Here is an 18,093-nt window from a genome sequence, read left to right as displayed (position 1 = left end):
ACGATCTTTGTCAAACTCTTTGGCAAATAATTGTGATAAAATTTATATCGGAGGCAGAAAACCTCCGTTTTTTTCTGACTGATAATGAAGGGGGCATGATCCAACGTGAATAATATACAATATAAAACTCAATCGGACGCTGCCGCAGTTACAGTAGGTCGTAAGCCACCTGGTGCTGAGGCAGGTACCTGGAAGGATTTTATTACAGTTACCAAGCCTGGTATCCTTCGTACCAATATGGTTGCAGCCTTCGGTGGATTTTGGCTGGCTTCCGGCTGGAACGTCGACTACATGAAAATGCTTTTTACACTAATCGGAACCGCACTTATTATGGCTTCCTCCTGCGTGTTTAACAACTATTTTGACCGTGAGCTGGATATGAAGATGGAGCGCACACGCAAGCGTTCATTACCAACAGGCCGTCTCAAGCCGACTACTGTGCTGATCTACGCTATTGTTTTGGGAATTGTAGGCCTATCCGTCTTGTTCTTGCTATCCGGGCCTCTGGCTGGTTTACTGGGTATGCTAGGTATGTTCGTGTACGTAGTAATCTATACCCTATGGCTTAAACGTACCTCGACATGGAGTACATCCATTGGAGGCATCTCTGGTGCTATGCCGCCAGTCATCGGTTACGTAGCTGCTTCTGGTCAGATTGACCTAGGTGCATGGTTGCTGTTTGCTCTGTTGTTCTTGTGGCAGCCCCCTCACTTCTGGGCTCTTGCCATCCGAAGAGTGGAGGAGTACCGTGCCGCAGGCTTCCCGCTACTGCCAGTGGTCAAAGGAATTGAGCGCACCAAGTGGCAGACGCTTCCTTACATTATACTACTGATTCCTGTACCCATTCTGATGTATGTGTACAACTATACCGGCCTTGTATTCATGATTGCGACCTTGCTTTTATCCCTGCTATGGCTGTATTTTGCTTTGAAGGGCTTCAAAGCAAAGGACACGGATGCATGGGCCAAAAAAGTATTCTTCTTCTCCATTAACTACTTGACGATCAGCTTCCTGTTGATGATCTTCGATACGGTGCATAAGTAATTGTGAGCTGTCATCGTTATGATCGTCATTCATTTCTTATCATCAAATACGTGATATAACTCCGCAGCCTTGCGGAGTTTTTTTGTATTTAGAAGAAATTAATCCAGTACCGCTGGATAGACGATAAATTCATCCAAGCCAGCTTTTTCAAGCTGTGCAATGACATACTCATCAGGTGTGCCTTCGACACCGGCATAGCCTCTTCGGGTATACATATGCGTGGCATCGGGAAAAGAGTCGCTTAGCACACCACGGATTTTTTTGCCTGAGCTGTCATTATCCAGAAAGAGATAGACCTCGTCATGTCGTGCTTCCTTTCGCAGATGCTCCAGCTTGACCGTATTCAGTGTGCCAAATGTACAGAGAATGGTTACCTCGGGCGTTAGCAGGCGTCTAAGCTTGCTGCGGTCATTTTTGCCTTCCACAATGATGGTTACTGACAATGGATTCACCTCTAATCGCTAGGCGTAGGATATGAATTCCCCGGGAAATGATGAGGGCTCAGGTCTAGTGTAGCAATAATGACAAATAAGATGCAAAAAGCAGCAAAAGAAAAATATCTATCGACGTACTTTCACAGGAGACAAACCACGTTGGGATGAGGTTTTTCTTTGCGAACATCGAATTGTTCAGCTCTATTGAAAGCTAATAACGCTCAAATCTATATTGGATTATCTAAAAAAAGAACCGCGAACTCCACTGGAGCTCCCGGTCCCTTTTGCTATTGACTCAATTTGAATTCAATTCGAATCGGAGTAGATTAGATCCAGAAAGTACGCAGAATAATGACCAGCAACACATACAATACCAGAATTGTTCCTGTAGATGTCCAGACACCGCCGTACATTGGACCACAAGGGTTACAGTTACTCATGTGCTGTACCTCGCTTTCGTGGGGATTTCTTATGTTTTAAGTTGTTTGCTGACTACAATGTATGATATGTGTCCCAGGGACAGATCTCCTGTGCATTCGCCTTATATTGTATAAATAGGCGACTGGCTCAGATAGTTCAGGAGCCATTCGTGGAGAGTGGAGGTACAGGGGTAGGGCGGCGCAAGGGCAGAAAGAGCAGGCCACATGTCATGATCAGAAAGGCTAGGAAGAAAGGCGAGTGTTGATCACGAAGCTGACCCGCCACGACCGGTCCAATGAAGGAGCCAACAGATACAACAATGGAATGCAGGGCGAAGATTCTGCCAAGACGGTTGCCACCCAGCCGAATGAACAAAGCAGCCATGGCTGGAAAGATGATTCCTTTGGCTGTGCCAAGTACGAACAAGACGGGAACCAACGAGCTATCGGGGAAGGCTGCCATATAAAAGAAACAAAGCGCCATCAGAAGCATGCCGCTAACTAATCTGAGCAAGGGAGAATAGTTATTCAGGAATAGCATGCTTAACGTAACCAAGCCGCCCAGACTAATGACCGAGAACAGAAGCCCTGTTGACAGGATGGATTCCGTCCCTGCATTACGGAGCGGAAGCTCATAGAATAAGATCCCTTGAGCACAGGCGATCACTAACGGCAGAAGAAAGTACCGCCAATTCGGTAGTGGGGTATCTGTGTCCTTCTCCTGCGCAAGTGTCGTATGCACCTGTGAGGATTTGGGCAGGGTGAAATAAGCCATGATCCCGGTAAGGATCAGAATGATGCCAAGCGAGCTGAAGGTGCTCTGAAAGCCAAGGCTGGCTACTATAAATGCTCCCGCAGCTGGTGAGATAACGGAAGCAAGGGTGTGTATGACTCCGTGACCAGACATATATTTTCCTTGGGTGACAGGATCGTCAGATAGACGGGCCAATAGTGTCATACAGGCGGGAGACAAGAAAGCCAGTACAAAACCACTGCATGCACGGAGCACCAGCAGCTCCCAAGGGGAGTTGACAAATGCCTGTAGCACCAAAATAAAGCCTGCTGCTGTCAAGCTGAACATAATATATCTTCGGCTGCCGTGGCGATCAACACCTGGCCCTGCGAGCAGATTACCAGGAAGATGTGTCAGGGAGTAGATGCCCATCATCCAGCCAATGAAGGTAGGTGCAGCTCCCAAGGAAATGGCAAAGGGAGTAAGAATCGGGTATTGGGCATGCAGATCGAAGAAGGCGATGAACAGGAACAGATACAACCACAAGGCAGTTTTCACTCAGGTTTCCACTCCTTTGTACGGGCTCTTTGTAGAGCCTACTCCACTTGGGACAGACATAGACCTTTTTTTGAAATATTACGGTACGTCTATCTTGTTATTGGGGTGAAATGTCTACCATCTCCTCGTGCTATATTCCTTTGAAAGTGCCATGCAGGGCAAGCTGACAGGGAAATAGTGAATCATGTATAATGATAGAGTGCATGAGGCTTGCTAGCCTTGTGGAATATTTGCTAAGCTGAAGCGGGAGTGTCATGAATATGGATATGAATGTATGGATTGAATTTATCAAGCAGAACTGGCTGGTGATTCTAATCGCGCTAGTGGTGCTGCTTGTTGTGCTGAATGTAGTCAAGACCGTCTTGAAATGGCTTATTGTCATTGTCATTGTAGCTGGTTTGTTAATCTACAGTGGTATCTCGATGGATCAGATTCAAGAGGCCGTCATGAGTGTAAAAGATGAGGCTGTGGAGACCATGAAATCGGAAGCGGTCAAGGTTATGGCGCAGGAAGCCAAGGAAGCGAAGTATACCTCCAATGGAGACGGGGGCTTTACGATTACGAGTCCAAATCTGGAGGTTACAGGGACAGCTGGCAGCGATAAAGTGAAGGTATCCTTCAAGGGTGTGCCACTCGGGGAGTGGAGTGTCAGTGATACCGTCGCTACCTTTATAGATCAGGCCAAGAGCAGCTCGCCCTAAGCTGGGTTGAGCTCTCACTGACTGAACGCTGGTAGCCTGAAGCAGGGAGGTAGAGATGGAGCAAGATTGGCTTGAGAATTTGACGTCATGGAATTGGAATGGGGTAACCGTTGCGCTAATCGTTGTGGTGGTAATATCCCTACTGCAGGGCTGGCGTAGAGGGGCATCCAGATCTGCTGGAGCACTCTTCAATCTGATCGTAGATGGTGTAATAACGGTTGCGGGTATTCTTGGCGCTTTCGGGCTTGCTGCTTGGCTATCTCCTATCGTGCAGAGCTGGCTCGCCGATTATATGACTGTGTTGAACGAACGCGACACGAGCACTAGCAGCTTCCGGGATGTGATGGAGGCTGTGCTTCAGGTGGTGGAGATGTTCCCGCTGCTGCGCTTTGCTCTGTTGTTCCTTCTCAGCTATATGATCGTTATGTCGCTGTTACGGGGAATCTATGCGTTAGTCATGGGGCGAGATAAGGATTCGACCTCTCATACAACGGGGGCATCCAGCTTTCTGGGGAGATTATCTGGTGCAGGCATTGGTGTAGTCATCGGTGCAGCGCGCGCCATGATGCTCATTGCAGTGCTGTTCATTGGCGTCAGTCTTTACCCAAGTAGTTCCTTCAGTAGCTATGTACAGGCCTCTCCAATCTACAGCAAGGGTGCCCAGACGGTAGTGGCTCCACTGACTGGAGGCTTCATCAAGGATAAACTGCCGGTATTGACCCAGGCTGTAACGAAGGAATTCAGTGACATTCTACGACAGAAATATGAGATTATTGATCGTAGCATTCCTGCTGATATTGAAGGGGCTGCGGCTGAGCTTGTCCGTGGAGCTTCAGGGGATGAGGAGAAGGCCCGAAGGCTGTATGATTGGGTAGGCAGCAGAATTGCGTATGATTACGATAAAGTGGAGGCTTATGAGCAGCGAGGGGAATGGCGCGAGCAGACTCCACGCGATACTTTTGACACCCGAAGGGGTGTATGTATTGACTATGCCCGCCTGTACGCAGTGATGGCAAGATCACAGGGGCTGCAGGTGAAGGTTGTGACGGGGCTAGGTTATAATGGAGCAGGGGGCTATGGGCCTCATGCCTGGAATGAAGTGTACATTGCCGAGCAGGAAGCATGGATTCCGCTGGATGCTACATGGGCACAGAGTGGAAACTGGTTCAATCCATCAGGCTTTGCACAGACACACATTCCAGATGAGTACACAGACACTGCAATCACCAATTGAGTGCGAAAGGCATTCAGGTAGTTAGGAAGGAGAGAGACCGGACACATGATGAGAAAGACAGATCACGGGCAGAATCAGGACACGGCGGCAACCGCTCGTAAACGATTCAGCTTCCGGATCAACCTTTTCTTCTTTAGTGCATTTTTGATATTCACCGTAATTATTGTTAGATTGGCTATTTTGCAATTCGTTGAGGGGCCGCAGTTAAGAGAGGAAGAGACAGGCAGTATTACGAAGAATGTGCCGCTACCTCCTGTTCGCGGAACCATCTATGATTCAACAGGCACGAATAAGCTGGCTTATTCGACACCCGTTCAGTCTCTCTATATCACGCTGGCTAAAAACTATAGTGATAGTGCGGAGAATATCCGAGATGATGACAAGAAGCTATTGCCTGAGCTAGAGCAGATGTCAGAGAAGCTGGCTGACAGCTTCGCTAAATATGGCGATTCCAAGGCACCTAAGTTGACTGCGGCCGAGATTCTGGATTTGATGGACCGGAATTATCGTAAATATAGCGGATTTACGCCTCGTTTAATCAAGGCGGAGCTAACGGAGCAGGAGACAGCTTACTTCATGCAGCACAAGGACGAGTTCCCGGGTGTGGAGGTCGTCGAGGAGAGTATTCGTCATTATGATCCAGATACCGTAGCTGTACAAGCGATCGGTTACATTAACAAGTACAAGGGCGCGCGAACCTCGCTCGATAAATATAAGGATATTGAAGCCAACATGTCGCAGCAGCAAAATCCAGGATTGGTCTATATGGACAATGAGACCGTTGGTTTTGATGGTCTGGAGCTGCAATATCAGGATGAGCTACGGGGAGAGAACGGCTATAAGACCGTCCCGGTGGATCTTCGAAATATGCCCCAGGGCGTAGAGTCAATCACGCCACCTAAGAAGGGGCACGACATCATCTCGACCATCAATAAGGAAATCCAGCTCAAGACAGAAGATGCTATTATGGATCAGCTTCGTTGGCTGCATTCGAATCGTGTGTCAGGCCGCACGCATCCGTACGCACAGACGGGCTTTGCTGTAGCGATGGAAGTCGATACCGGTAATGTCGTGGCGATGGCCAGTATGCCGGATTACGATACGAACTACTGGCAATCAGGCAGTATCTCGACAGAAAATTACAAGAAGGTACAGTATGTGTATCAGAACGGTACGATCCGCGCTTTCTTATCAGGCCAAAAGGGCTCTCACCCTGAATCCGTTGTTTTGTTGGGTTCAACAGTGAAGCCACTGTCCGTGCTGATCGGCTTGCAGGAGGGACTGATCACGACCTCAACCTATTATCAGGACCGTGGTGCGGCTTATTTCGGTCGGAATGATTCCTCACGTGTACGTAACTCCTCAGGACACGTGTACGGGGGACTTTACCCAGATACGGCTATCAAGAACTCCTCCAACGCCTTTATGGTTGATCTGATCGGTGAGGGACTATATAACAAATACCGTAATGATGCCGAGAAGGATCAAGGGGTCAAGGTCTGGGATAATTACATGGAGCAATTCGGACTTGGAGTACCGACTGGAGTAGATTTGCCTCGTGAATATGCGGGTCGGAAGGAATATTACAGTCAGAGTAACGAGAGTAATCTGTCGAAGCTGGCCTATGCTTCCTTTGGCCAGCAAGGGAAGTATACGACGATGCAGCTGGCACAATACACAGTCATGCTGGCGAATCGTGGGAAACGCATGGAGCCGCATATGGTCAGTCAGATCAAGGACCATGAAGGCAATATCGTGAAGAAGTTCGAGCCTAAGGTACTCAATGAAGTCGATTTCCCGAAGGCTTATTGGGATGAGATTATTCGGGGGATGGCAACGAATGTGGCTGCATTTAACGACTTCCCCTATGATTATGCCCGTAAGACAGGAACCTCTGAGCAGAGCGTTGGCGGCAAGCTCGTGGACAACGGGGTATTTATCGCCTTTGCTCCACGTCAGAATCCGAAGCTTGCGGTCGCTGTGATGATTCCAGAGGGCGGCTTCGGAGCGACCAGTGCGGGACCGGTTGCACGCAAGATTTTCGACGCATACGATGAAGTGTACGGTCTGGATGGTGTTCCAAAGAAGCAAAAGAATGCGGAAGACGGCAATGCCAACAATAGTAGTGATACTAATCCTTAATTTAGCTGTTGTATCGAGAGGTAGGACCTCCCCCTGTATTAACGGGTGGGGGTCTTTTTTCGTATGTTTAGGTAGGCTGGTTATTACTGTTAACCCATTTAATGTACACTGTTTCCGGCGCAACAGAACTGATTTTTATTTTCCAATAGCATATTGAAACATGTCATGCCCATATACTTTGCTATCAAGCCAATACAAATGGTTGTCTTATTCATTGGCCCGAAAGGTGGAAAATGGTTTGTCGGACCCTTTTGTAGTCAGATCATTAGATGAGATACGTTTTTGGTCGCGCATAATGAAAGAACATTCCTTATTTCTTCGACTTGGGTTTAGGTGTGAGGACACGCAGTTAATTAATGAGGCTAATCAATTTCATACCATCTTTGAGGATATTGAAAGAAGAGCACATTCTTTTCAAGAAGATGCTGATCCCCAAGTAATTAGACAGTTTAATTCAGAAGTTCACAAAGCCGCTTCATATATTTGGGCATTTAAGAGAAAGGTACTTGGGCTTATACTAAGTTGCCAACTTCCTGGGGGAACCAACTTTCCTTTGCTTGTAGATCATGTTAGCCGAGAAGCAAATTATTTCAGAAATCGGTTAGAAGAGCTCAATAGCGGGAGACTTGAACCATTACCTGATGCGATTATTGATGAAAATGTCTTTTTCCTGAAAATCATGGCTGACCACGCAAAATTTATAGGTCATCTGCTTGATCCATCTGAGCGAAAATTAGTGGAACAAGCAAGGGAATTCAGCCAAGATTTTGATACGCTGATGTTTCAAGCCATTGACCTAAGTTCCATGCGCCCACAATCGCAGACCCATCCATTACTAAGTCAATTTGTTGATGAGAACCGCGTCTCGGTCAAATCATTGCGAGATTTTAAGAAGACTGCGCGCGACTTAATTGAGGAGTGTCGAATCAAAAGTATCATTCATCCTCTATTAGCAGATCATGTTTTTCGTGAAGCTGAACGATTCTTATTTATTCTTGATATGTTCGATCGGTCATTGTCTGGCATGAAGGTAGACAAGAGAGAGATTATGATGTGAGGTAGGTATCTAGATGGATGCATCTATTTGATGGAATACAATGGGCTAGAAGACTTCCATAAAAAGAATTTTTCTTGTTGTTTTAAGCACCCTTTGAGGTGCTTTTTCTATTGCCCATAATGTGACGAAATACGATCTGTTCTGATCGCCCTTCCTGATGAATTACAGGATCAACACAAATCATTGAACATTTACATCACCTCATTCATAGCATGTAGCAGTTCGATAAAGAGAGGGGGTTAACTGATGGAAATACCAATAACAGGGTTTATTGTGCATTCCGATGATTCAGATTTCAAACATTCGCATAAGCTTTTTATTACTTCGTGGGAAGGTAGAGCAGTTAATCTTCACGCGCATCCATTTAAAGGGGATACATCATTTGATATGGGGCACTACCACCATTACGTTGGAGTAACAGAGCCAGCTCCAAGTGGTGTTCCGCATGTTCATCATTATTATGCAGAAACATCATTTAACAATCAGCATTTACACACCATCAGAGGAACAACAGGACCAGCCATTCGCTTGTCAGGCGGTGGACATTATCACCATTTCGAAGGGTATACAACGGTGAACGGTAGAATTCCCCACGCTCATAGGTACAGTGGAAATACTGGAGATGAGGACGAGTACCGTAATTAATTTTCCAAACAACAACTGTAACACTGACGGGCAGCTACTGGCTCGTCTTTTCTTGTTGAAAGGACCGGGTACTTCGCTGCAATCTCTGCATTTGTTGTGCAAGGAGTCTGCAGAGATTCGGTAGCGTATTCAAGCCGGTCCCATGACCGGTGGTCTGGATAGGCTCGTCCAAAAGCATCGAGCCTTTGCTTCGGTTGAGATCGCTTAGCCTACTTGGTAAAAGAAGTGGTATCTGGATTGTCACCAGTTGACCGGTAAGCTGTGGTAACATTGGAATATCTCTGTGCTACAGGAGGATTTGGCATAATGAAGTTGAGTAAGATCGAGAAATCCGGAGTGACTACAGCAGAGAGGAAGCGCTTTACCTTCCGGCTAAATGTGTTTTTCTTCTGCTCCTTTCTATTATTCACTGTCCTTATCGTTCGATTATCTGTGCTACAGTTCCTGGAAGCTGACGAGCTCAAGGAGGAAGTGGCCTATTCTAGTACTCGCAACGTCCCATTCTCGCCGATTAGAGGCGTAATCTATGATGCTACCGGCAAGAATAAGTTAGCTTATTCGACCCCGATCCAATCACTCTATGTCACGCTCCAGAAGGATTATAGCGACAAGACCGAAGCCCTGCGCGAGGAAGAGAACAGGCTCTTGCCTGAACTTGAGCAATTCACGGAGGAGCTGGCAGACAAATTTGCCGAATACGGTGATCCTGATGGAGAGAAGCTGGATGCGGCGGAGATCATGAACCGACTGGATCGTAATTATGTAGTAGAGCGTGGATTCACTCCACGGCTGGTGAAGGTGGGGTTAAGCTCGGAGGAGATTGCCTATTTTCTACAGCATAAGGATCAGTATCCGGGAATTGATATTATCGAGGAAAGCCAGCGTCAGTACGATCCCGATACTGTGGCGGTCCAGACCATTGGCTATATTCGTACCTATCAGAACGCACGCACGAATGTTGATAAATATAAGGAGATTCATGACAATCAGAATGCCCAGCTCAATCCTGGTCTGGTCTATCGGGAGAGTGAGACAGTCGGTTATGATGGCTTGGAGCTACAGTATCAGGATGAGCTGCGTGGCTTGAACGGATACAAGACAATCTCCATCAATCCACGCTACCTGCCTGATGGGGTCGTGTCTGTGACACCGCCCCGCAAGGGCTATGATGTCTACTCTACCATTCATAAGGATATCCAGATGGCCACAGAGCAGGCGATAACGGATCAGCTAAGAAAGCTTCAGTCTTCTCCGAAGACTCGGGAAGCTACTACTGGCTATGCCGTGGCAATGGAGGTCGATACCGGACACATCGTGGCGATGGCGAGCATGCCGGATTATGATGCCAACGTCTGGAAGACAGGCGGAACGTCGCCAGAGGATTGGAAGAAGATTCAATATACGTATCGCAACGGGACCATCTCCCCGGTCCGTCCGAATCGTCCTGGTCAGCATCCCGAGTCTGTCCTGCTGTTAGGCTCCACCATTAAGCCACTCACGGTGCTGATCGGGCTGAAGGAGAAGTTCTTCACTACAGGAGATCGTTATTTCGATAACGGTTCGGCTTTCTACGGACGCAACGACTCCTCCAGAGTTGGTAACTCGGGAGGAAGTGCCCATGGTTCTTTAAGTCCGGCACGAGCCATTCAAGTCTCATCCAATACGTTCATGGTGGATATGATCGGGAAGAGACTCAATAGCCGTTATGGAGCGGAAGCTATCGACATATGGGACCGTTATATGAAGCAATTTGGGCTAGGGGTCTCGACAGGTGTAGACCTGCCAAGGGAGTATCTGGGTAGACTTGAGTATAAAGAAGAAGAAACAAATGAAAGTGTATTGACACGTATGGTGCAAGGCTCTTTCGGTCAGCAGGGCAAATATACGACACTTCAGCTCGCGCAGTATACAGCGACACTTGCCAATAGGGGCAAGCGGATGGAGCCTCAGCTGGTCAGTCATATTAAAGACAGTGAGGGTAATATCGTGCGTGAGATCAAGCCCAAGGTGCTGAATGAGGTAGAATTCGAACAAGCACACTGGGATGAGGTCATTCGGGGGATGGCGACCAATGTCTCTGCCTTTAGCGACTTCCCGTATGATTTTGCCCGTAAGACAGGTACCTCACAGCAAAGCGTAGGCGGACGCATCAAGGATAACGGGGTATTCATCGCGTTTGCTCCCCGTAACAATCCAAAGCTGGCCGTGGCTGTAGTTGTACCCGAGGGTGGCTTTGGCTCGACGAGTGCAGCTCCGATTGCTCGCAAGATATTCGACGCATACGATCAGGTCTACGGACTTGACGGTGTGCCGAAAGGCAACAGGGCTGCCACCGATGAGGGTAATGGCAATAACTGAACCCGAAGAAATCACTCGTCTGGAATGGGGAGCGCAACCTCTATCTTTTCCAATGAGTGATTTTTTTATTTGTTGCATTGGAGCTGTGAAAAAGTGGCTACTCGCGGTAGCGTTTGAATCAAACAAGCTCGCTCAAGTCTGCAATTGGGACATGATGCTGTAGCCCTTGCTGCGTGATAGTGGTAAAATGTCGTTGGGTAAATGCCCTGATTAAGTAGAGAGGAAGCATCACCACAAGCGTGTAGAATCGTGATGCACAGAGGAGGAGCTTCATGGGAGACTATAAGTATAAATTGCTGGCCTTGGATATGGATGGTACATTGCTGAACGACAATCATGAAATTTCACTGGAGACGACGAACTGGATTCACCGTGCGATCAAAGAGGGAATTCACGTCTGTCTGTCTACAGGACGGGCCGCCATGCATGCACTGCCTTATGCTCAGGAACTTGGCCTGGAGACGCCGATGGTTACTGTGAATGGCAGTGAGGTATGGAAATCTCCTCATGAACTGTGGAGACGATCCTTGCTGGATGTAGAGCTGGTTCGCAAGATGCGAGAGATCGCACTTGAGCATGATTCATGGTACTGGGCTTATAGCACGAAGGAGCTCTATAACGCCGAGCGTTGGCCAGAATCGCTGGACGGCTTGGAATGGCTGAAATTCGGATACAATACAAGCGATGATGATAAGCGTCATAGCATCTTGATGAAGCTGCAGGACCTTGGCGGCCTTCAAATTACGAATTCATCTCCTGTCAATCTGGAGATTAACCCTGGAGGAATTAGCAAGGCAACAGGCATTCAGGAGGTATGCGATCTGCTGGGTATCACGATGCAGGAGGTCGTTGCTGTGGGTGATAGCTTGAATGATCTGGCTGTCATTCAGGCAGCTGGTCTGGGTGTGGCCATGGGCAATGCCCAGGAGACGGTGAAGCAGGCTGCTGATGTAGTGGTAGCGAGCAACAATGATGATGGCATTGTCGAGGTGATCCGCAAGTATATTCTCGTCTAATCGGTCTTGATCCTACATTGATCTTACAATACATTTATAAGTTATCTTATACATGAGCTAGGAGTAGAGGAGGTCTTGCATGGACGTATTGGGCTGGATTCTGATTATTGCTTTATTTGCCATAGGCATGCTGGGCGCGGTGTATCCGGTATTACCAGGGGCACTTGCCATCTATTTCGGTTTTTTTGTGTACGGCTGGTTCTTTACGTTCGAGCATTACACGATCTGGTTCTGGATCATCCAGACGTTAATCGTAGTCATTCTATTTGTAGCTGACTATGTGGTGAATGCTTGGGGCGTTAAGAAGTTCGGCGGTTCACGGCTATCGACCATCCTGAGCACGGTGGGGGTTATTGTGGGTCCATTTGTCATCCCGGCATTCGGACTTGTACTGGGACCGTTCATTGGCGCCGTATTGGGTGAACTGCTGCAGCGTCAGTCGCTGGAGAAGGCCGTTCAGGTAGGAATCGGCTCGGTTGTAGGACTGTTTACTAGCACAGTCATGAAGATTGTTCTGCAACTGGCTATGATTATCCTGTTCCTGTTCTGGATATTTTAAGCGCGAGGAAGGTACGACTATTGTCTAAGAAGGAATCCTTTATAAGAGGAACACTGATTCTGGCTGCCGCAGCGCTGGTGGCCAGAGTCTTGGGCCTCGTGCAACGAGTGCCCTTGGAGCACATGTTCGGAGATGTCGGTAACGTGGCATTCACAGCCTCCAATACTGTATATTTGATGCTGCTTACCGTGGCGACAGCGGGTATTCCCAGCACTTTAAGCAAAATGGTGTCGGAGCGCTATGCCTTGAATCGACCGCATGAGGCCGCAAGAATCTATCAGGCGGCTCTGCTCTTTGCTGTCGGCGCAGGTATAATCATGACGATACTGCTGTATGTGGGAGCGCCCTATTATGCGACCAATGTCATCAAGCAGCCTGAGGCTGCACTCGCCATACGTGCGTTAGCACCTGCCCTGCTGCTGTTCCCGGCTATTGCCATGATGCGTGGCTATTTTCAGGGACGAGGCAACATGACGGCTGGCGGCATCTCGCAAATCGTCGAGCAATTCGCCAGAGTTGGGGTAGCGATCCTGTTAGGGTACATGCTGGTGCAGGCAGGCTATAATGAAGAGTTTAGTGCTGCTGGTGCATCCTTCGGCGGGGTGATTGGCAGCATTGGAGCCTTCGCGGTTATGCTATACTTCACCTTCAAGCTGCGCCGTGAGGACCGAAAGAGCGGGACAGGTGAAGCATTGGGAGCACCCATTCCATTACTGCGGATCTACAAGGACATTTTTACCCTGTCGATCCCGATTGTATTATCCTCACTCGCAGTACCTGCTGTATATTTTATTGATACATCGATCTTGAAGACGCTATTGGTGGACAAAATCGGCGAGGCCAGTGCAACTGGAGCACTCGCTGTACTCGGTGCCAAGGCTCAGAGTGTAGCTGGTATTCCGCCTATTCTTGCCATAGCCCTTAGCCAATCGTTGCTTCCAGTCGTGTCAGCAGCCTTTGCACGCAAGGATATGGATCATCTGCGCGGTCAGATGACCTTGGCATTGCGTATTTCTATTTTGAGCGGTCTGCCGATTGTTATTGCACTCACTACGGCAGCTTATTCCATTAATGGATTGCTATTCAAGGACCTGAGCGGGAGCGGAATTATTGCCGCCTTGACCTTGGGGACCATTTTCCAGATTACGATGATGACCAGTAATTCCATGCTCATCGGGATGGGCAAGCCCAATATCTCTACCATTCATGTCATGGTCGGCCTGGTAGTGAAGCTCGCTGCAAGCTGGATTCTGTCGATCTGGTTCGATGTGTACGGGATCATTGCCGCGACTGCATTGTGCTTCCTGGTCATTACATTGCTTAACATCCGTGTGCTCAAGGGCATCGTTCCATTCTCTATTCTGGGACGCAAATGGCCAGGCCTGCTCGTGACGGTCGTCATATCAGCGGCTGCAGGCTATGGTATGAATGTATTAACACTACTCCCCTTCGGAGCAACTCCTTCGCGTCTGGTCTTCTTCTTGGCTTGCGGAGTGTCGGGTGCGACAGTTGCACTTGCCTTTGTTGTTCTGATGATTGTGCTGCGAGTGATTACCAGAGAAGAGCTCGCAGGCTATCCACGGATTATCCAGAAGCTGCTCAGGCCGTTGATGCGGCTGCAGCGTGGACAAGCTCAGTCCGAGGCTGGCAGGGAGTAGGCTATTAGCTTGTTGGCAAGGTGAGATTCGCTTCGGCATCATGAGCCCAAGCGAGCTTCTGAATTCCGAAGCGATGCTCATGGCTGATCTCGAACAAGAGTGGCCTGCGAGGCTTGGTTAAGTAACTCATGACCATCCGTTGTTGATACCAGTCATAATGTGGAATGGGCTCATAGGTGGTATCCGTCCACACCTCATGAAGCTTGGGACTATATAGTCTCTGCCCTTCTGGCAACCATTGCGAGGATACAAGCGCTGCACTCTCTACAGGAGAGCGCAGCGCTTGTTGCATATGCGGGGTGAATAATCCGGGCCAATATTCGCTTCGAGAGCCTTCATGTGGGACCTGATTAACAAAGGAAGTGACCTGTTCAAGTACTTGCTTGTAACCGAATAGCATGCCGTAGAGTTGCTTACCGAAAGCAATCCGTTTGCTAAGGCTACCGAATTGCTCCAGCACAAGCCCGGCGAGGTGACCATTTACCCCAAGGGGAAAGAGCACCTGGTTCAATTGCAGCCATTGATTCATTTTGAACCCTAGTGTACTGGTAACATGTTTCTGGAAATAGGGATGCTGGATAACTCGACCCTCGATATAATACTGCTCATTAATAATAAGAGCAACGCTTAGCATGACACTATCGCGCTTCGTCCAGAAGCGTTCCCAGAAAGGATGCATGAAGGCAGAGATATGGAAGTGAGGGAGCAGATGGAAGCAACTCCGTCCCAGTCGCCTGCTGTGTGCATACAACTGAAGCTGGGGATAGGCATCTTGGAAAATGAGCGCATTGCTGCGTTCCAACAATCGGTAGAGAGAACTTCGGTCCTGATCTGATAGAAGGTCCTGTAGCAGTCCGCCTTTCAGATCTGTCATGTTATACCCCCCGTTACGGGAGACAAGATGTGCTAGTAGTGCCCAATGCAGCTCAGGGTAGGCTTGATAACAGTCCAGATAAGCAGCGGTGCGTGTAATATTGCTACGATTATGTTGCGCTGTATCATGTTGAATGAGCTCAAGCACCTCTTGATCCTGCTGGCACAAGGTATGCTCGGTAGAGCAATGGCGAATGTTACGGCCAAGGTAGGGAAGGAACAGCTCCAGCTCCTGCAAAGCGGCTTCGGCAGCTTCATGGTTCCAAGGGATAGGGCGGATGGGCAAGCGCAATCTGCGTGATGCGGACCAGGCCGCCTGAGTACCCGTCCACTTGTGTTCAAGAGCTTGGGGGATGGTCCGTGCAAGACGAAGCGTATCACGGAATCCGACAGCAATCTGGTGGAGCCAATCCGACATCTTGATCCTTCCTTTCCTGCCTGGCCTGGATTGGAGTGGTTAACATCAGCCGGCACTGAGATCATGTTATTCTAAGTATGGCTTGTTTGACCCTGATTAACCCTGACAGCAAGAACCGGTATGAACTTTTAGATGAGAATGTGCGAGCGCTGTGCAAATTGTATAATTACGGGTACAATAATAATGAGGGTTATTGGTAGCTGATACCAGCAAGTAGGTAGCCACGCTACATGATGCATGCAGAAGGCAGAGCTATTGCCCGTAGGATTAATGTCCACAGAATTATTGTTCCCTAGGAAATGCTCAATTGAACTGAAAGGTGGAATATCTCATGCTAAAAGTAAGTAACAAGGACCAATTTGACGAATTAATTCAGAAGCCCGGTCTAACTGTAGCTGTATTCAAAGCCGACTGGTGCGGTGATTGTAAATTCATAGATCCCTTCATGCCTGAGGTGGAGGAAAAATATGCGAATCAGCTCACTTTGATTGAAGTGGATGTAGAGCATACGGAAGGAATCAGTGAAGCACATAATGTGCTGGGGATTCCAAGCTTCATCGCTTTTAGCAACGGCCAAGAGCTCGTTCGTCTGGTGAACAGGCTGCGCAAATCCAGAGAAGAAATTGAACAATTTCTGGATCGGGCATCAGAGGTGCATGGAGCGATGACTCTGTAATCCAACGAGTGCTTGTAGGACGGTAGCTTGTGATTTGATGGCAGACAAAAGGATAGATGGACCTCATCTGATGTATGAGGCAAATGCGAATGCGTATGCGTATGCAAATGCAAATGCGTAGCAAATGACAGGAAGGCATCCTTGCTTAGCAAAGTGGGGATGGCCTTTTTGGTTTGGTCATCTCGTGATAGTCGTTCATGTTTTGTCACAATCTAACCATGTCTGTGATGAATCTATCAGTTATAATTATTTTAGTTAAGTTTTCATAACATTCACCAAAAAAATATAAAGCTGTAGGTGAGAACAAATTGAAGGGTACTCAAATCTTGAAATGGTTGGCGCTAATAACTTGTTTATTTATGTTTTTGGCTACCTTTGGTGGCGGTGTCGTCACACGGACGGACTCAGGTCTGGGCTGCGGTCAGGAATGGCCGACCTGTAACGGCAAGCTGGTGCCTGCGCACACGGTCGCTTCGGTGATTGAATATTCACACCGCTTCGTTAGCGCAATGGCTGGATTGTTGTCATTATCGAGCTTTGCCGGATTTATGCTGGTATTCCGCAAACGCCGTACGGATTTGCGAGTGTTCTCTGGCCTGACACTGGCTTTTGTCATCATACAGGGCATCATGGGAGCGTTCGCGGTCGTGTTCTCTCAGTCCACGGCAGTTATGGCGCTGCATTTCGGATTCGCGCTCATTGCTTTCGCAAGTGCCACGATGATGACGCTGGGAGTGTGGCAGGAGGCATCGGATTCGGCCAAGAGCAAGCGAACGCAAGGAGCTCCGGTCAAGAAAGGCTTCCGTTGGCTTGTATGGGGCTCTACGATCTACACGTACTTGGCTGTGTATACAGGAGCATTTCTGACCCATGCTACGACCAAGAACATCAATGATTTCCTCGGGATTGCACCGCTGTCGATTCATCAGATCTCAGGTGGATTACTGTTCGTTGTTATTCTGATCGTCGGCCACTTCGCGTATCACAAGCATCCTGATCATCGTGATCTTCGTATGCTGGGGGTCGCTTCAGCGCTCTTGCTGCTGCTGCAGGTCATCGTAGGTATGATTCTGCTGGTTGTAGCGGGCAGACCGGAGATCTACATGTTCGTCGTGCTGTCCCACATGGTTATTATTGCGGCTGCCTTTGCCATTCTGTGCTATATGAGCTTCCGCGTATGGCAGCTCTCACCGGAACGGATGAAGAAAGCGGCACTGGAGTAGGGCTAGTAAGCTGTAGCCTTGCTGGAAAGTACTCGTTCAGAATTCGTTTTGCCTCTAAGTAACTGTGTAGCTATAATGAATATAGTACTGACAAAGTCCGCGAGTTTCTCGTGGACTTTGTCATAGGTATTTAAGGCATTGGGGGAATGAGCGGGGACGGATCAAGGACATGATATAAGGTAAGCTTGAGAACGGTATCTTAAGCTTTGTCGCTTGTATTCGCTGCCTTCCATCATTTCGCACCTAACGAGCTGATATAAGGATACCAGTCTTACGTGGGCTATAAATCCACAAGGGTGATCTGTCCGAGGTACGCCATGGAGACAGCATCAAGCTTATGGATAG

At 48.3% G+C, this 18,093-nt stretch carries 16 protein-coding genes; 12 read left to right on the top strand and 4 right to left on the bottom strand.

Features of this window, described 5'->3' with window-relative positions; all coding sequences use genetic code 11:
* Positions 1–105 precede the first annotated feature (105 nt).
* Complete coding sequence (gene cyoE / locus MKX74_RS22685) at positions 106–1,044, top strand: heme o synthase (RefSeq protein ID WP_018885626.1); 939 nt, start codon at positions 106–108, stop codon at positions 1,042–1,044.
* A gap of 98 nt (positions 1,045–1,142) precedes the next feature.
* On the opposite strand, the gene MKX74_RS22680 is transcribed toward cyoE, so the two are convergent.
* The 3 genes from MKX74_RS22680 to MKX74_RS22670 form a co-directional block, all read right to left on the bottom strand.
* On the bottom strand, positions 1,143–1,487 hold the full coding sequence (locus MKX74_RS22680; RefSeq protein WP_018885625.1) for a toprim domain-containing protein: 345 nt from the start codon (positions 1,485–1,487) through the stop codon (positions 1,143–1,145).
* 317 nt (positions 1,488–1,804) lie between these two features.
* Positions 1,805–1,891, bottom strand: a complete 87-nt coding sequence (locus MKX74_RS22675; RefSeq protein WP_231505463.1) for a YjcZ family sporulation protein — start codon at positions 1,889–1,891, stop codon at positions 1,805–1,807.
* A gap of 163 nt (positions 1,892–2,054) precedes the next feature.
* Positions 2,055–3,188 (bottom strand): MFS transporter, encoded by a 1,134-nt coding sequence (locus MKX74_RS22670; protein ID WP_025680210.1) that lies wholly within the window; start codon positions 3,186–3,188, stop codon positions 2,055–2,057.
* A gap of 260 nt (positions 3,189–3,448) precedes the next feature.
* Here MKX74_RS22670 and MKX74_RS22665 point away from each other — a divergent pair, with 260 nt between their 5' ends.
* The 9 genes from MKX74_RS22665 (at position 3,449) to MKX74_RS22625 (ending at position 14,558) form a co-directional block, all read left to right on the top strand.
* A complete protein-coding gene (locus MKX74_RS22665; protein WP_025680209.1) occupies positions 3,449–3,889 on the top strand; it encodes a hypothetical protein in 441 nt (146 codons plus the stop codon).
* A 55-nt stretch (positions 3,890–3,944) separates the two neighbouring features.
* On the top strand, positions 3,945–5,123 hold the full coding sequence (locus MKX74_RS22660; protein ID WP_341179918.1) for a transglutaminase domain-containing protein: 1,179 nt from the start codon (positions 3,945–3,947) through the stop codon (positions 5,121–5,123).
* A 48-nt stretch (positions 5,124–5,171) separates the two neighbouring features.
* Positions 5,172–7,265 carry a peptidoglycan D,D-transpeptidase FtsI family protein gene (locus tag MKX74_RS22655; RefSeq protein ID WP_026281175.1) on the top strand — a complete coding sequence of 698 codons (2,094 nt, stop codon included), beginning with the start codon at positions 5,172–5,174 and terminating at the stop codon, positions 7,263–7,265.
* Positions 7,266–7,503: 238 nt separating this feature from the next.
* Positions 7,504–8,322 (top strand): DUF2935 domain-containing protein, encoded by an 819-nt coding sequence (locus MKX74_RS22650; protein ID WP_018885620.1) that lies wholly within the window; start codon positions 7,504–7,506, stop codon positions 8,320–8,322.
* A 246-nt stretch (positions 8,323–8,568) separates the two neighbouring features.
* Complete coding sequence (locus MKX74_RS22645; RefSeq protein WP_341179917.1) at positions 8,569–8,967, top strand: YmaF family protein; 399 nt, start codon at positions 8,569–8,571, stop codon at positions 8,965–8,967.
* A 306-nt stretch (positions 8,968–9,273) separates the two neighbouring features.
* Entirely contained in the window at positions 9,274–11,325 is a 2,052-nt protein-coding gene (locus tag MKX74_RS22640) for a peptidoglycan D,D-transpeptidase FtsI family protein (protein ID WP_341179916.1), read from the top strand.
* A gap of 272 nt (positions 11,326–11,597) precedes the next feature.
* Positions 11,598–12,341, top strand: coding sequence for an HAD family hydrolase (locus MKX74_RS22635; protein ID WP_341179915.1), 744 nt, complete (start codon positions 11,598–11,600; stop codon positions 12,339–12,341).
* A 79-nt stretch (positions 12,342–12,420) separates the two neighbouring features.
* On the top strand, positions 12,421–12,900 hold the full coding sequence (locus MKX74_RS22630) for a DUF456 domain-containing protein (protein ID WP_018885616.1): 480 nt from the start codon (positions 12,421–12,423) through the stop codon (positions 12,898–12,900).
* A gap of 20 nt (positions 12,901–12,920) precedes the next feature.
* Positions 12,921–14,558, top strand: a complete 1,638-nt coding sequence (locus tag MKX74_RS22625) for a putative polysaccharide biosynthesis protein (protein ID WP_341179914.1) — start codon at positions 12,921–12,923, stop codon at positions 14,556–14,558.
* A gap of 4 nt (positions 14,559–14,562) precedes the next feature.
* Here MKX74_RS22625 and MKX74_RS22620 read toward each other — a convergent pair whose 3' ends face one another.
* Positions 14,563–15,855 (bottom strand): DUF2515 family protein, encoded by a 1,293-nt coding sequence (locus tag MKX74_RS22620; protein ID WP_445667330.1) that lies wholly within the window; start codon positions 15,853–15,855, stop codon positions 14,563–14,565.
* Between the two features lie 325 nt (positions 15,856–16,180).
* Here MKX74_RS22620 and MKX74_RS22615 point away from each other — a divergent pair, with 325 nt between their 5' ends.
* Together MKX74_RS22615 and MKX74_RS22610 are read left to right on the top strand one after the other, a co-directional pair.
* On the top strand, positions 16,181–16,525 hold the full coding sequence (locus tag MKX74_RS22615; protein WP_018885613.1) for a thioredoxin family protein: 345 nt from the start codon (positions 16,181–16,183) through the stop codon (positions 16,523–16,525).
* A 359-nt stretch (positions 16,526–16,884) separates the two neighbouring features.
* A complete protein-coding gene (locus tag MKX74_RS22610) occupies positions 16,885–17,748 on the top strand; it encodes a COX15/CtaA family protein (RefSeq protein WP_154659085.1) in 864 nt (287 codons plus the stop codon).
* The last annotated feature ends 345 nt before the right edge of the window (positions 17,749–18,093 follow it).

Origin of the sequence: Paenibacillus sp. FSL K6-1230 (assembly GCF_038002385.1) — a bacterium.
Taxonomy (GTDB): domain Bacteria; phylum Bacillota; class Bacilli; order Paenibacillales; family Paenibacillaceae; genus Paenibacillus; species Paenibacillus massiliensis.
This window is presented reverse-complemented; position numbering and strand designations above follow the sequence as displayed.

Bases quoted from the DNA above. Each gene is read 5' to 3' on its own strand.
- MKX74_RS22630 (WP_018885616.1), top strand. From the start codon at position 12,421: ATGGACGTATTGGGCTGGATTCTGATTATTGCTTTATTTGCCATAGGC.
- MKX74_RS22610 (WP_154659085.1), top strand. From the start codon at position 16,885: ATGTTTTTGGCTACCTTTGGTGGCGGTGTCGTCACACGGACGGACTCA.
- MKX74_RS22675 (WP_231505463.1), bottom strand. From the start codon at position 1,891: ATGTACGGCGGTGTCTGGACATCTACAGGAACAATTCTGGTATTGTAT.
- MKX74_RS22655 (WP_026281175.1), top strand. From the start codon at position 5,172: ATGAGAAAGACAGATCACGGGCAGAATCAGGACACGGCGGCAACCGCT.
- MKX74_RS22660 (WP_341179918.1), top strand. From the start codon at position 3,945: ATGGAGCAAGATTGGCTTGAGAATTTGACGTCATGGAATTGGAATGGG.
- MKX74_RS22615 (WP_018885613.1), top strand. From the start codon at position 16,181: ATGCTAAAAGTAAGTAACAAGGACCAATTTGACGAATTAATTCAGAAG.
- MKX74_RS22640 (WP_341179916.1), top strand. From the start codon at position 9,274: ATGAAGTTGAGTAAGATCGAGAAATCCGGAGTGACTACAGCAGAGAGG.
- MKX74_RS22645 (WP_341179917.1), top strand. From the start codon at position 8,569: ATGGAAATACCAATAACAGGGTTTATTGTGCATTCCGATGATTCAGAT.
- MKX74_RS22635 (WP_341179915.1), top strand. From the start codon at position 11,598: ATGGGAGACTATAAGTATAAATTGCTGGCCTTGGATATGGATGGTACA.
- MKX74_RS22665 (WP_025680209.1), top strand. From the start codon at position 3,449: ATGGATATGAATGTATGGATTGAATTTATCAAGCAGAACTGGCTGGTG.